Annotated in this window: 12 protein-coding genes; 5 read left to right on the top strand and 7 right to left on the bottom strand. The window is 58.0% G+C overall.

Annotation, left to right across the window (positions count from 1 at the left end; translation table 11 throughout):
- Positions 1 to 531: 531 nt before the first annotated feature.
- A complete protein-coding gene (locus tag EC9_RS02970; protein WP_145342233.1) occupies positions 532 to 1,539 on the top strand; it encodes a DUF1559 domain-containing protein in 1,008 nt (335 codons plus the stop codon).
- The gene (locus EC9_RS02965) at positions 1,539 to 1,973 is read left to right on the top strand and encodes a hypothetical protein (protein ID WP_145342231.1); all 435 of its coding nucleotides are present in this window, start codon (positions 1,539 to 1,541) and stop codon (positions 1,971 to 1,973) included. Before EC9_RS02970 ends, EC9_RS02965 begins: the two co-directional genes overlap by 1 nt.
- A 1,106-nt stretch (positions 1,974 to 3,079) precedes the next feature.
- Here EC9_RS02965 and panD read toward each other — a convergent pair.
- From panD to EC9_RS02940, 5 genes are all read right to left on the bottom strand, one after another.
- Positions 3,080 to 3,484 carry an aspartate 1-decarboxylase gene (gene panD, locus EC9_RS02960; RefSeq protein ID WP_145117542.1) on the bottom strand — a complete coding sequence of 135 codons (405 nt, stop codon included), beginning with the start codon at positions 3,482 to 3,484 and terminating at the stop codon, positions 3,080 to 3,082.
- 15 nt (positions 3,485 to 3,499) lie between these two features.
- Positions 3,500 to 3,868, bottom strand: a complete 369-nt coding sequence (locus EC9_RS02955; RefSeq protein ID WP_231745957.1) for a response regulator — start codon at positions 3,866 to 3,868, stop codon at positions 3,500 to 3,502.
- A 250-nt stretch (positions 3,869 to 4,118) separates the two neighbouring features.
- On the bottom strand, positions 4,119 to 6,044 hold the full coding sequence (locus tag EC9_RS02950; RefSeq protein WP_391556717.1) for an outer membrane protein assembly factor BamB family protein: 1,926 nt from the start codon (positions 6,042 to 6,044) through the stop codon (positions 4,119 to 4,121).
- 504 nt (positions 6,045 to 6,548) lie between these two features.
- Positions 6,549 to 8,774: a PQQ-binding-like beta-propeller repeat protein gene (locus EC9_RS02945; RefSeq protein ID WP_246105930.1), complete on the bottom strand. Its 2,226-nt coding sequence runs from the start codon at positions 8,772 to 8,774 to the stop codon at positions 6,549 to 6,551.
- A gap of 108 nt (positions 8,775 to 8,882) precedes the next feature.
- Positions 8,883 to 9,239, bottom strand: a complete 357-nt coding sequence (locus EC9_RS02940) for a cupin domain-containing protein (protein WP_145342229.1) — start codon at positions 9,237 to 9,239, stop codon at positions 8,883 to 8,885.
- An 845-nt stretch (positions 9,240 to 10,084) separates the two neighbouring features.
- On the opposite strand from EC9_RS02940, the gene EC9_RS26365 reads away from it, so the two are divergent.
- Entirely contained in the window at positions 10,085 to 10,234 is a 150-nt protein-coding gene (locus EC9_RS26365; protein WP_218934551.1) for a hypothetical protein, read from the top strand.
- A gap of 78 nt (positions 10,235 to 10,312) precedes the next feature.
- A complete protein-coding gene (locus EC9_RS26360; protein WP_218934550.1) occupies positions 10,313 to 10,486 on the top strand; it encodes a hypothetical protein in 174 nt (57 codons plus the stop codon).
- 282 nt (positions 10,487 to 10,768) lie between these two features.
- On the opposite strand, the gene EC9_RS02930 is transcribed toward EC9_RS26360, so the two are convergent.
- Positions 10,769 to 11,251 carry a hypothetical protein gene (locus EC9_RS02930; protein WP_145342225.1) on the bottom strand — a complete coding sequence of 161 codons (483 nt, stop codon included), beginning with the start codon at positions 11,249 to 11,251 and terminating at the stop codon, positions 10,769 to 10,771.
- A gap of 138 nt (positions 11,252 to 11,389) precedes the next feature.
- Here EC9_RS02930 and lpxB point away from each other — a divergent pair, with 138 nt between their 5' ends.
- A complete protein-coding gene (gene lpxB / locus EC9_RS02925) occupies positions 11,390 to 12,577 on the top strand; it encodes a lipid-A-disaccharide synthase (protein WP_145342223.1) in 1,188 nt (395 codons plus the stop codon).
- 532 nt (positions 12,578 to 13,109) lie between these two features.
- On the opposite strand, the gene EC9_RS02920 is transcribed toward lpxB, so the two are convergent.
- Complete coding sequence (locus tag EC9_RS02920) at positions 13,110 to 13,814, bottom strand: tetratricopeptide repeat protein (protein ID WP_246105929.1); 705 nt, start codon at positions 13,812 to 13,814, stop codon at positions 13,110 to 13,112.
- Positions 13,815 to 14,008: the final 194 nt, after the last annotated feature.

The raw sequence follows: 14,008 nt of genomic DNA, 5'->3' as shown, positions 1-14,008 counted from the left end.
CAGTTCTTATGCCGGCCTCCGGCCTGAAGGCATTCTGTTGCAGGGCTCGCCCCCGGTGGCTTACACCACCTGCAGGTCGCGTGTCGGCACACGAACTCGTAGTAGTCCGTGTAGTCCTGGATTCCGGCGGCTGACACCGCTGGAAGATCTTGTGGTGGCTTCTGGCCTCGCGAAAGTTCCTGCTCGTATCAAAGGGAACCTGGATACGCATCCATACCGCGCCGTGGGCAAACCAAATAGCCCCAAATGGTCCGACGCACAGGCGAAAACCGGCCAATCGATGTCGAGGGGCACACTCGATGCAAAATATTTGACACCCTCTCAACAAAGTTGCTACACTCACCGCACCCCCCAACAGCCAAACCTCAAACACCACTCGACCAGACTTCGTCACCGCAGCCCCCAGCGGAGAAGAGGACGAGAAGGCACCCACCCACACTGCAAGTTATGTGACGCGCGTCCAATGCGCCTCATCCTCCCGCTCACCTCGTTTCTTGTTCTTTCCCTACCTCCTCACTATTGGGTCCTCCCATGAGAAGCTTTCAATTTAAACGAACCAACGGATTCACGTTGGTTGAATTGCTGGTGGTCATCGCGATCATCGGCATCCTTGTTGGCCTGTTGCTGCCTGCAGTCCAAGCGGCTCGCGAAGCAGCGCGCCGTATGGAATGCAGTAACAACACCAAGCAGATCGGCTTGGCGCTGCACAACTATCACGACACGTACAAAAAGTTCCCCCAAGGGGCCCGGCACGGCCTAATGAATCCCAATAGCTGGCGATTTTCCCTGCTTCCATTCATGGAACAGCAAGCGATTGCGGATCTTGCCAGGGCTGCGGAAGCAGCGGGCACAAAGATCAACTTTTACCCGAAGGGCAATGCGGCGCACACACTCGCGGATTACAACATTTACACCCAACCGCTGATAAATCTGATCATTCCAGCCTACGCTTGCCCCTCAAGCGCCGCGCCGGAGATATACACGTACTCATCTCACTTCACAAACACAGGGACACAGCGAATCAACTACACGGGAATCATGGGAGCATATCCCGATCCCGCCGGCCGCACGAGTTCAGCCTACCAAACTCAATACTCGAGTTTTGCAACCAATAACGGCAGCCTGTTAATCAACGAACACACAGCTTTCCGCGACATTACCGATGGAACATCCAACACGGGCATCGTTGGCGAACAATCTGGCAACCGCCGATTTCCGACTCGAACCGCAAACTACCATTCCGGCTGGTCTGGCTATGGTTATTCCGGAACCGTTGCGACCTGGAACGCTGGTGCCGCTTCGCAACACAGATTCGGATCTGGAGTCACGGCGCTCTACCATTCCCCAAACCCCACCTCACTAGGCAGCGAAGCGAATGCGGACTGGGACAGCAACACGCCACTGACCTCCTACCACCCCGGCGGTGTTCAAGTGCTTCAGGCTGACGGATCCACACGATTCATGTCCGACACCGTCGCACTGGAAATCGTGCTGAAGCTTGCTACACGTGACGATGGACAGGTAATTGGAGAATGGTAATGGTTTATTTCAACAAAACTCGATTCCTGAGATTGCTCGCCTCGCTGGTCCTGCTGGTCGGATGCGGAGATAGCGATCCCCGCCAGCCCGCGACGATCAGCGGCCAAGTGCTGCTCGATGGCACTCCATTATCCTCAGGCAACATCCAGCTCACTTCACCCAAGACGGGTGAAAGCGCCGCTGTAAATTTGGACAATGACGGCCGCTATTCGGTCACGTTCCCCAAAGCCGACATTGGAGCTGACTACGAAGTGACAATCGGGCCTCCCCAAGAGGAGGAACTGGACGCAACCGCGCTAGTCGAAAACCCACCGGAAAAGGTTGTTAACTTGATTCCCAAGAAGTATTCAGCTCGCACCACCAGTGGACTGAAGACCACTCTCGCAACGGCGGGCGAAAACGAGTTCAACGTCGAACTGACAAGCGAGCCTTAATCGGAAAACGCTGTCACGGCAGGGGTGACCGCAAGTTGCCCCTGCCGGTATCTCATGTAAACCGCACGTACGAAGACCGTGCGGTGGCCTCCGGCTTGCAGGTCGGTGGTGGGTGTTTGGACTGTTGGATCCCGGAGGGCGGAACAGGAACTGCCGGTGGCGTCAGACACCGGTTCCAGGATCGCCCACCACAACAAAGCCCGGAGGGCGACACACTTCAACTCCCATGTGTCGCCCTCTCGGCTGCTCTCTTCTTGCTGGGCGATGCCTACCGGTGGCTTACACCACCGGCAGGTCCTGTGTCGGCCTCCGGCCTTGAAGGCATTCTGTTGCAGGGCTCGACACCGGTGGCTTACACCACCGGCAGGTCGCGTGTCGGCCTCCGGCCTGAAGGCATCTGCGCGGAGTTGGAGGCCGGTGGTTTACACCACCGGCAGTTCTTGTGTCGGCCTCCGGCCTGAAGGGCATTTGGTGCGGACGTTTGGACCGAGGGAGCCCGCAGGGCGAAACATCCATTGCCGGTGGTGTGAGCCACCGGTTCCAGGATCGCCCACCACAACAAAGCCCGGAGGGCGACACACGTCAACTCCCATGTGTCGCCCTCCGGGCTGCTCTCTTCTTGCTGGGCGGTGCCTACCGGTGGTTTACACCACCGGCAATTCGTGTGTCGGCCTCCGGCCTGAAGACATCTGCGCCGTTCTGGACCCCGGTGGCTCACACCACCGGCAGGTCCTATGCCGGCCTCCGGCCTTGGGGAGGCGACGGGGGAGCTGGTTGTGGCGGTTCGGCGGTTCGTTTGGCTGAGCCCGGAGGGCGGTACATTAACTGCCGGTGGTGTAAGCCACCGGTTCCAGACTCGCCGGCCATAACAAAGCCCGGAGGGCGACACACTTAGAATCCCATGTGTCGCCCTCCGGGCTGCTCTTCTTGCCGGGCGGTGCCTACCGGTGGCTTACACCACCGGCAGGTCCTGTGTCGGCCTCCGGCCTGAATACATTTGCGCGGACTTGGACACCGGTGGCTTACACCACCGGCAGGTCTTGTGTCGGCCTGCGGCCTTAGAAGGATCTCTAGAACAAAGCTGCGGTTGCTGCGGCTTCCGCGATTTAGGATCCGGCGGGTTCGGCGCGGCGTTGGGGGCCGGCGATCTCGGGGCCTTCGTGTTTGATCTGGTTGTGATCGTCGACGAAGATCAGCCGCGGGCAATGCGTTGCGGCATCGTCGCGATCGTAGAAGGCGAATGTCGCCAGAATGACTTTGTCGCCGGGGTAGACGTGGTGCGCTGCGGCACCGTTGGCACAGATATCGCTCGAACCGCGAACGCCTTCGATCGCGTAGGTTTCCAATCGCGAACCGCGCGTCACGTTCCAGATCTGGATCGATTCATAGGGAACGATCCCCGCGGCTTCCATCAACTCGGGCGGAATCGTGATGCTGCCTTCGTATTCCAGATCGGCTCCCGTGACGGTCGCGCGATGAATCTTGGCACTGAGAAGTTTGCGAAATGGCATGGCGAGTCAATAGTCCTACGATAGAAATGCGGCCAACGATTGTTTGGTCTCGGCGGCTCGCAACTGCAACTTTCCAAAACCACGCTCGGCGCCGATCGCCATCGCCGCGTCTTGATGTTCGGGAAAATTGGTAATCAACATCACGGGGATCGCCTGGGTCTTCGGGTCGTTTTTCAGTTGCCGAATGATCTCCATCCCGTCGCTGTAATCGCGATCCAGCTTACGATTGACGGTGATCAACGCGACCTCCTGGCGGCCCAGGATCTCCATCGCATCAGCCGCTCCATGGGCCTGCACCACACGAGCGTCGAAGTTGCCTTCGATCAGCGTTCGGATCGCGGAATGATCCGGGCTACAGTTTCCAATATCGAGAACGGTCTGCATGATGTGCGAGATTCCAGGGCAGGGGGGAGGTTATCCAACCGACGAGCATGCAATGTATTGCTTGCATCCCAAGCTGAAAATGCCGGCTGTCGATCGTCTGACGATTTTAAACCGGCACCGGTGCAATGTATTCTTTGCATCGATGGGCATGTTGTCCACGGCAAAGCCAGCCCCGGGGAAGCATTCGCCACGAAAAAACCCGGCTGCGAGCAGCCGGGTTGTGCGGGATTAACTGTCGAAAGCTGCCGCTTTATTCCTTTGGCGGAGCGATCGCAAACAGCTTGTCCTTGGTGCTGATATAGATCACGCCATTGGCGGCGATCGGCGTGCTGTAGACGCTGGTTCCCATGTTGATCTCATCGATCGGTTCCTTGTTGTCCTTGCCGAGCTCGAAGATCGCCACGTCGCCGTCTTCGTCACCGATGTAAACATGGCCATCGGCGATCAACGGGCTGCCCCAAGCTTGAGCCAGCATGTCGTAGGTGAAGTGGACGATCGGTTCGCCATTTTCGGAGCCCTTAGGATCCAAGCAGTGCAACATGCCCGAGAAATCGGCCACGTACAGCAGATCGCCTTGGATCGCCACGGTACCACAGCTGCGGTGCATCTCTTCTTCAAAGTCGATCTCGCCGTCGCCGTTCTGATCGAACGATGCGTAGTGCCAAACGACGCCCGAGTTCGGGTTATCGATCGCAACTTCGCCATCCTCTTCGATAACAGCTTGCAAACGACGATGCGGGATCGGGACACGCTTGTCGCCTTCGATCTTCATCGCCAATTCCGAGCTGATGTCGCCGCGTTTGGTCGGATCGATACACCACAGGTGACCTTGGCCTTCGCCGTGCTCGGGATCCTGACCGACAGCGACGTAGACCAGACCGTCGTGAACGACAGGCGTGGCGATGATGTTGTTACGCGTTCCGGCTCCGCCCAAGATCCACTTCGAAGTCTTGGGGTTGGCGTCAAACTTCCACAACAGTTCAGGATTGCCATCGCCACCCTGATCGGCTTTGAAGCTGTAGACCCAGCCGTCGCCGCCAGCAAAGATCGCTTGGACAACGCCACCGAGTTCCGCCACGGTTGGGCTGGACCATTGGCCGTGAACGATGTTCGTTCCAGGCGACTTGTCGGTCCACAAAACCTCGCCGGTGTTCTTGTTCATGCAGATGAAGCTTGGCGCGTCGGGGGAGGGGAGGACAATGTGCGATTCATCGACACCGTTGCTGGTGTTGACGAACAACAGGTCGCCGTAGCTGGTGACCGAGCAGCTGCACATGTTGTGCTGGCTGATCCCCAGTTCTTCCATCATGTTGTAAACCCACAACACGTCGGCCTCTTCCTTGTCGTCGGCGGTGATCGTCTTGAAGACGCTCAAACGCGGGCCGGCAACCACAGCTTCGAGATCGCGAGCAGCGCCGTCGATCGTCGCTTTGATCGACCACTTCTTGCCAGCGGCAACGGTTGTGACTTCGGCAGCACCTTCGATCGGTTCGCCATGTTCGGTCAACAGATCCAACAGAGCTTGCGTCAGTTCGCCCTTGTCGAGTCCGGCAACGGCTTCTTTAAACTCGGGCTTGGCAACAGGCAGATCGGCGACGCGTCCCCGCTCGCCTTTGACTTCGCCATCGTCGCTGCCGTCATGAAAACCCTTGGTGTCCAAGCAGCGGACTTCGCCGCGGCTGGTGACGAACCACAAGCGATCGCCTTCGACCAACGGAGCACAACAGATGCCTTGCAGCGGCCAGTCGTGGACGCGGCCGGTGATCAGTTTTTCGCTGCTGTGCTGCCACAGAAAATCACCCGTCTCTTCGTCGAAACAGATCAAACATCCGAGGTCGACGTCACCGGGATAACGCTTCAGGTAGCCACCGCTGTTGTTGGTACCGCAAAAGACGCGGCCACCGGCGACGACGGGGTTGCCGTAGGTTTGGCTGCCCAATTTCGCGAACCATTTGATGTTCTCGGCATTGGTGCCGTCCCATTCACCGGTCCGGCGATCGAACTTGCCAATGTTCCAAGACTTCGCGATTCCCTTGACGTTGGGAGTGTTGTTACGCAGACGCGTTCCGGCCCACTGCGGCCAATCGCCACCCGCTTCGAGAACGGCGGCAGGATCGTCGCTCTTGCCCGCCGGTGCGGCAGCCGTCTTGGTCGCCTTCGGTGCAGCAGCAACCATCGCCGCTGGCTCTTCCTTGGCTTCAGCCACGGGGGCTTCTTTTGGTTCAGCCGCTGGTGCTTCTTTGACTTCAGCAACCGGCGTTTCCTTGACTTCGGCCGCAGCAGGTTTTGCGGCGACAGGAGTGTCGACAGCCTTCAACTGCATTTCAGAAGTGGCCTCGTTGTCGTCGGCCGCCGCGATCGGTGTCTCCGCAGCCGTCACGTTGCTGTCGGCGGCGGTCACGTTGCTGTCGGCCGCTGTCGTGTTGCTAGAGACCCCAGCTGGATCGGTCGGCTTGCGACAACCACTCATCGACGTTGCGGCAAAACTGCCACTGATGACAGCCAGTGTCAGCATGCACCAAGTTTTAATTTCACTGTTCATTTTTTAGAGCCGTGGGGCGGAGGTATTTTGTTTTCCAGAAAGGTTCGGTGAGACGGACACTTTGCCCGTCGTGAACGCCCCCTGCCTGCAGTGCTCGGCAAGCAGGGGATCAATGGGCGGGATCATGGCCGCCGCGGATTACTGTTCGTTTGCGGTGACTTCGATGTTATCCAAGTACAACTCGCAGACTTTGGCATTCCCGTACAGACCAGGACTGCCCGAGAGATTTGGCGAATGATCGACCGCGGTGACCGTCCATTCGCTTGGTTCCTTGTCATCGCGAGGCCAAACTTTCCCCTTCAAGACGGCAACCTTCTTGCCATCCTGCTCTTCGATGCCAGCTTGCAATTTCATCCGGTACCAAACGTCGGCCTTCCATTCGAATGGAACCGTTTTGGCCATCCGCAGTTGAGCGTACCAGGTGCGAATCTGCAGCTTCTGGCTGTTGCCTTGCAAATCCAAGGCGTAGCCCATCGCGGTCAACCCGATATCGGGCAACTGGGTTCCGACTTGCTGGCCTTTGACATCGGCGGAGATCGTGTAGTTGGCGAGATCCCAATGTCCCATCCAACCGCGGCTGCGAGCTCCCTTGGGAATCGTCGAGACCTTGACCAAAGCTGGCGATCCGTCGACTTCGCGGATCACGTGGCGATAGCGAGCGCCGACCCAGGTGACCGGGGCGTCGTCGAGTTCGTCGAAGGTGAACTTCCAGGGCAGGGCAGGGACCACGCGAACTCGCGAGCTGCCTTGCAGATCGCCAACCGCTGCAGTCACGGTCGCCGCGTAGTGCGAACCGTTTTGGTCGGCGGCGTCAAATGTCGTTCCATCGACCGAACCACCACCGACAACGGTCAGCTTCGGGTCGGATGCCTCTTCGATGAACTGGCCGTTCTGGTTGAACAGACGCACTTTGTAGTCGATCTTCTCGCCCGGACGAACGATCGCTTCGGCGGGGACAACTTGAACCCAAGCTGGCGTCTTGTCGTCGTTAGCCATCTCTTTGGCAGCTTCGGGAGCTGGCGTTACGCCCGGCTTCGCTTTTTCGTCAGCGATACAATAGATCCCCGAGGTGCCAACGAAATAGATCGCGCCATCGTAAACGATCGGCGAAGCGTAGAAGGCTTCATTGCTGATCCGGCCCTTGTCGGTGATGTCGACTCCCGCGTCGGAGAGTTCCATAAAGGCCCAGCGGCCGTTTTCGGTGACGGCGTAGATCCGACCGTCGGCGTAGACCAGGCTAGCCCATTGCTTGCGGTCGCCCAGGGCAACACGCTCTTGAATCATTTCGCCCGTCTTGGCGTCGACGACCCACAACTTGCAGCGATCATCGACAATGTACAGTCGGTCGCCGATCACCAGTGGTGAACTGCGATTGAGGATCAGCCCCTCCATCTTCCAAAGCTCTTTGGCCTTGGTATCCGAACCGGTACCTTCGATCTCGATCGCCGCTAGAGCGCCCATCGAGGTCCCTTCCATATTTTCTTCACCATGGCCGGCATAGACACGGTTGCCAACAACCAATGGAGTCGCAAACAGACCGCGACGCGAGAACTGGTAGTTCCACAACGTCTTGCCGGTGCGAGGCTGGAAACCCCAGACCGCACCATCGCCACCGCCGACGACCATCTGCAATTGCCCGTTGATAACCGCCAGGTTCGGCGCGCTGTACGAGGTGTCGTCGGGGAGATCGCGGGTTGGGCTGAACCAAACGATTTCGCCGGTTCGCTTGTCCATCGCCAGGAAGCGATGGTTTGGCTTGGCCGCATCGCCCCAGTTAATGATGATGCCGCTGATGATCACCAGGTCTTCGTGGATGATCGGAAAGTTGGTTCGTCCGCCGTAGGTGCTCAACATGCCGAGGAACTCGTGCAGCGGAACGCTCCACTTCTCCTCGCCCGTCTTTCCATCGAGACACATAAAGATGTCGCAGACGCCCAACGCATAGACGTTGCCGGTTTCCGGATCGGCGACAACGCTGGCCCAACCGACGCGGGTGTCGGGGACATCTGACATCCAGACGTTAAACTTGTGTTCCCAAACCGTCTCGCCTGTTGCGGCATCGATGCAAACGACGCGTTCGCCTTCGATCTCGGTGCCGGGATCGGCGCGGGTGATCAGATACAGCTTGCCGTCCATCGCGACGGGGGTGCTGCGGCCGGCGAGGTCATCGCGGTGCCATTTCAGGTTGCTTCCCTCGCCTCCATCGGGATCCCAGGTCGCCGGCAATCCGGTTGCCGAACTGGTTCCGTTGTAATTGGGGCCCCGCCAATAGCTCCAATCCGCGGCTTTGGGGGCTTGCCCGAAGGCAGCACCTGCCAGGAGCAAAAGGGTCGGGAGGATCAATAGGTATGTTCGCATCATCATTGTTAAGAGCTTGGTGTTGTTGGAAGCCTAGGTGGGTGTTTTGAAACTGCGAAACAAGAATCCATCCAATCAGCCGAATCGAGAGTTCCGCTCCTGATCAGCGGGGCATCAGTCAAACCATTCGTCGTTGGGATCAAACTTGGGAGTACAGAAGATGATTACCTTCATCTTGCCGACCGCGCGATGGCGGGTGCCAGGGGAAATCAAGATCGCTGTGCCGGGACGGACCGGGTGGGATTGGCCGTCGAGTTCGATGAAGGCATCGTCGTCGCATTCTTGGACGACATACGTTTCGGTCAAGGTCTTATGGTAGTGGACTTTGGCGGTTGCAGCGATTTCGGTGAGGTGGACAGTTGCCGGAAACGACTCAACCTCCGCAAATGCACGACGCGCCGTACCACACGGACAGGGGGTGCCGGGCAAATCGGGCAGATGAGCCACCACAAAGGCAGGGGCTTTTGGCATGGGAGAGTCTATGCGCGGTTGGAGGTGGGGCAAACGTGAACGCGATTTAGCGTACGGAACGCATTTTATACGTACCGCCGACGCTTTTCCATGCGATAACCGATACGGTCAGAAAAAGTCGTCAAACCGGCATTCCTTACGTATCCGCCCAACTTCAGCATCCTGCCGAAATTACCATTCCGATGTCAAGAGAACCCGATCTCCCGGTCGATACGGTAAGTGACGTGTTACGAGTCCAGTGCCTTACCTCGCGTTGAGGCCTCCTGAGACAACAACTAAGGCCAGTGCGAATATCAGACTAGTGGATGGTCTGAGCTGGTCTAGAACCTGAACAAAATTGAACTCACTGGTCTCACCATCCCTAGGTGGGACTGTCAGTGGCAGTGCAAGCAGAACGAAGTCGGAGGGTTGGCGTTCCATTGGAATGTTGACCTCTAAAGTGCTAGCCGGCCCATCAGGGCTTGATCGGCGGCGACTTCGTCCGCCGACCGTGTCCTTGGCCGCCACTTTCCGTGTGAGTGAAAACTAGGTTTCAAAAAACGTCGAACTAACGTTAGGAGACGTGGTGCAATGAAGCGTGCAATCCTGTCGACGACCTTGATTATCGGAATGAGCATCTGCTCGCAAGGTTTCGGATTTGACCTATTGGACCGCATGTTGGGACTGAAGTGTGGTGGTGGAAGCAGCAGCTGCTGTGAAACTGGCTGTGCAGACGTTTGTGAACCAGCATGTGGTTGTGAAACTTCTTGTTGCGAGTCGGTTTGCGAACCAGCTTGCGGTTGCGAAGCCTCTTGCTGCGAAGCTGCTTCCTGCTGCGAACCAACCTGCGGAGTTGAAACTTCGCTGTGCGGAACCTCTTGCTGCGAACCAGCTTGTGGTTGCGAAGCATCTTGCTGCGAAGCATCTTGCGACAGCAAGTCGTGCTTCGGTTCGAAGAAGAAAAAGTGCTGTGGCCTGCTGTCGAAGCTTTTCGGCGGATCGAAGAACAGCTGTGATTCGTGCTGCGAAACTTCGGCTTGCTGCGAACCAGCTTGCGGATGTGAAGCTGCTGCTTGCTGCGAACCAGCTTGCGGATGCGAAACTTCTTGCTGCGAATCGGCTTCGTGCTGCGAACCAGCTTGCGGTTGCGACCCATGCGGAAAGAAGAAGAGCGGTGGCCTGTTGTCGAAGTTGTTCGGCGGCCTGAGCTGCTGCAAGAAGAGCGACTGCGATTCGGCTTGCGACAGCTGCGGATGTGCAGCTACTAGCTACGCTGCTCCAGCCGCACCAGCTTGCTCGAGCTGCAACGGCGGAACTTCGGTTCAAGTCGAAGCTCCAGTAGTTGAAGACGCTGCTCCAATGCCACCAGCACCGGTTGTAGACCCAAGTGCTTACTTGAACAGCAAGCGTCGCGTCATTCAGGCTAGCACCCGCTACGCTCGCTAATGCGAGTAGGATGCTAGATCCTTCAGACGTGATTCGATAAACGGCCCGGTCAGCTTCGGCTTTCCGGGCCGTTTTTTTTTGCGCCGAAAGCAATTCCCGTGCTGTTAATCGTGCAGGCCAAATTCGGTCCCTTCGCCAAGCGCCTCGGCAACCTCTTCGCGTTCGATCTTCGCGGCGATCACAAACCCCCGATCGGTCAACGAAAAGTCGCGGTACAGGTGATGCAGCACCAACCCGTGGCGACACAACTGGCAGAAGGCTTCAAAGAACCGGACCGTCACCTGTGGCTGCTCGCGATTGCGAAACGCGATCGTCCGATGCTCGTCCTCTTCGATATAGACGGCCAACAACCGCGCGGTCGCTTCAAACGCGGTGTTCACTCCGCGGACTTCGATCACGCCTCGATTGCGAGCTGCGTATAAGATCGCTTTCGCTTCGACACTCAGCGGAGTCTTGTCGCGGGTTCCTTCGACCATCGCGCGGGCACACAGTTGGGCCAACGCGACCAACGTCGGCGCCCCGTTGCCGAGCGCCTCCCAGCCGCCTTGCAGAGAATTTAAATAATCGGGCGATTCGGGCAGGTTCATCGCAAGTTCCAGGTTTGAAGAGAGCTAGCGCGTCGCATCGATAGGATGCTAGCAACACGGTTCGTATTGACCAATTTTTCGGCTGCGAATACATGTGTCTATTTGGGACGATCCCTCCTGCAACCCTATCACGCCCCCATGAATCGATCAATCTTCTTCTCTGCCGGTGAACCGAGCGGCGACAAGCATGCCGCACGTTTGATCGAAGCGCTTCGCGAGCGCGATCCGAAGCTCCAGTTTCGTGGATTCGGCGGCAGCGAGATGCAGCAGGCCGGGTGCCAGACCGATTTCGAACTAACCCAATTGGCGGTGATGGGGATCGTCGAGGTTGCTCCGAAGGTGGCAGAGTTTTATCGCGTCGCCCAGCAGGCCAAACAGATCTTTGCCGAAGGGGAGACCGATGGCGTCGTATTAGTCGATTTCCCGGGGTTCAATTGGCACGTTGCCAAGCGGGCCAAAGCCTGCGGAATCCCGGTCTACTACTACCTGCCCCCCCAGTTGTGGGCCTGGGCCCCCTGGCGGATCCGCAAGGTCCGCAAGTACGTCGACAAAGTGCTGTGCGTGCTGCCATTTGAGTACCAGTGGTACCGCGATCGCGGAATCGACGCGGAATACGTTGGACACCCCTTCTTTGATGCCGTCGCCAAACAACCGCTGGACAAAACAACCCTCGATCGATTCGATGAGATCAAAAGGTCGGGAAAGCGGCTGGTCGCCGTGTTGCCCGGATCGCGACGCAGCGAAGTCACGAACAATTGGCCTTTGCAGCTCGAAGCGATCCGCCGACTGGCCAAGCGCCATCCCGACGTGCGGTTCCAAGTCGCATGTTTCCGCGACCGACAATGCCTCTGGTGCCGCGAACAACTAACCGCCGAAGACCAATCGCTGCCGCTGGACTTCTTCGTCGGCAAGACCAGTGAAATCGTGGAAGCCGCCGAATCGGCGATCATGGTCTCCGGTTCGGTCAGTCTGGAACTGATGGCCCGCTCGACCCCCGCGGTCGTGTTGTATCGCGTGGGGCGGACCATCAAATGGCTCGCTTCGGTGCTCGTTTCCACCAAAAGCATGACGCTACCGAACCTGATCGCAGAAAAGACGCTGTTTCCTGAATTCGTCTCTGCCGGGGATCCCGAACCGGTGATCGGGGAGGTCGTTGCCGCGGCCGATCGAATGCTCAGCGAACCCGAATATCTAGCCGACCTGCAACAGCAGTTGCAGACGTTGCGCAGCAAATACGCGGTCCCAGGCGCTTCGGAGCGGGCCGCCGACCAGTTGATCCAATGGATGGGCGAGCGTCGATCGAGCGCGCTTCGCCGCGCCGCGTAACATACCAGCACGAAGCGCAAGCGAGTGTCACAAGACGGCACTCCATTGAGCCCCCATACCAGCACGAAGCGCAAGCGAGTGACGAACAAAATCACTCGCTTGCGCTTCGTGCTCGTATCTTGAGCGTAGCGAAAGACATCGAGACTTTCGGGCTGCGACGGACGCCTCAATGAGCCCGATATCGGGCAGGCCGCGAGCCCCCATACCAGCACGAAGCGCAAGCGAGTGACGAACAAATCACTCGCTTGCGCTTCGTGCTAGTATCTTAGGCGTGAGTAAAGAAAATTCACTCGCTTGCGCTTCGTGCTCGTATTCTGGACGTAGCGGTAGTCGTCAACGGCCTGTCGATTTAATCAGCCGTTTGGGCGTTAGCCCCGGTTCAAGCACCGCTAAACCGGGGCTAACGCCCAAACGGCTAATTCAAGAAGTTCGCACGCTATTAAATCAACAGCCCGTCAAGACTTTCGGTCCACGGCGGGTGCCCAACGAAGCTCTTGACGAGCTCCGCTACGTGGCCCCTGGGAAACGCTGATTAATAACGTCCCTTGGAGACGTCGGCGGCGGATTGCTGAGCCAAACGGGTGCCGCTGGCGGTCACTCCGCCGACGCCGCTGACGATCTGGCGGTTCATCGACGCGATCCGCTCGGCAACCTGAGGCTGCATGCTGTTCAGGTCGTAACTGCGTTGGTAATCCTGCAGAGCCTGCTGGTAATCCCCCGCCGCTTCGCGGATCTGCCCCAAGGCGAGCCAAGCGCGAGCATTGTTTCCGTCCTGATGAATCGCATCCTCGAGAAACTTCTGAGCGGTCTCTCCCTCGCCAAACTCCTGGTACAGCCGCGCCAACTCGATGCGAGAATCGGCAAGCTGGGGCTGGCTGGTCGCCCAATTTCTCAACAACGCAAAGGCGCGATCGGGACGATCGGTCTCGACCAACAAAACGGCCAGCCCGCGATGGCAATCGACATGCGACGGCTGAATATCGAGACATTGGTTGTACAACGATTCGGCCTGGTCCATCAAAGCGCGATCGTTCCGCTCCTTAGCCAACCGATGGGTGGTAGCAGCCAAATTGTAATAGCTGTCGGGATTTTTTGGATCCGAAGAGATCGCTTGTTGAAACTGCTGCAATGCGGCGGAGTACTGACCTTGGTCGTACAGTCGAACGCCCTGGGCGTTTTGCCCGCTGGCAGCAAATTGACAGCCGGAAAGCGACAACGCGAGTAATGCAGTAGCCAATAGTTGGCACTTTAGTTCGGTTTTCCAGAAGGAGTGCATGATGTGCACCTTTGTCTACTTCGGTTTTGGAGGGAATTTGTCGCTAGTTACGGGGACATTACCAGCCTTCGTCCCATCGCGGCAAGGTCGTTTTGGAACCCAATGGATCAGGACCGCCAAAACACCCGCTCGGGGGGGGCTGGTAGAGGATCTGC

The sequence above is a fragment of the Rosistilla ulvae genome, from assembly GCF_007741475.1.
Classification (GTDB): Bacteria; Planctomycetota; Planctomycetia; order Pirellulales; family Pirellulaceae; genus Rosistilla; species Rosistilla ulvae.
The sequence above is the reverse complement of the archived record's forward strand: the minus strand, read 5'-3'. Positions and strand labels throughout refer to the sequence as shown.

Bases quoted from the DNA above. Each gene is read 5' to 3' on its own strand.
- EC9_RS02970 (WP_145342233.1), top strand. From the start codon at position 532: ATGAGAAGCTTTCAATTTAAACGAACCAACGGATTCACGTTGGTTGAA.
- EC9_RS02965 (WP_145342231.1), top strand. From the start codon at position 1,539: ATGGTTTATTTCAACAAAACTCGATTCCTGAGATTGCTCGCCTCGCTG.
- panD (WP_145117542.1), bottom strand. From the start codon at position 3,484: ATGCCATTTCGCAAACTTCTCAGTGCCAAGATTCATCGCGCGACCGTC.
- EC9_RS02955 (WP_231745957.1), bottom strand. From the start codon at position 3,868: ATGCAGACCGTTCTCGATATTGGAAACTGTAGCCCGGATCATTCCGCG.
- EC9_RS02950 (WP_391556717.1), bottom strand. From the start codon at position 6,044: ATGGTTGCTGCTGCACCGAAGGCGACCAAGACGGCTGCCGCACCGGCG.
- EC9_RS02945 (WP_246105930.1), bottom strand. From the start codon at position 8,774: ATGATGATGCGAACATACCTATTGATCCTCCCGACCCTTTTGCTCCTG.
- EC9_RS02940 (WP_145342229.1), bottom strand. From the start codon at position 9,239: ATGCCAAAAGCCCCTGCCTTTGTGGTGGCTCATCTGCCCGATTTGCCC.
- EC9_RS26360 (WP_218934550.1), top strand. From the start codon at position 10,313: ATGCGAAACTTCTTGCTGCGAATCGGCTTCGTGCTGCGAACCAGCTTG.
- EC9_RS02930 (WP_145342225.1), bottom strand. From the start codon at position 11,251: ATGAACCTGCCCGAATCGCCCGATTATTTAAATTCTCTGCAAGGCGGC.
- lpxB (WP_145342223.1), top strand. From the start codon at position 11,390: ATGAATCGATCAATCTTCTTCTCTGCCGGTGAACCGAGCGGCGACAAG.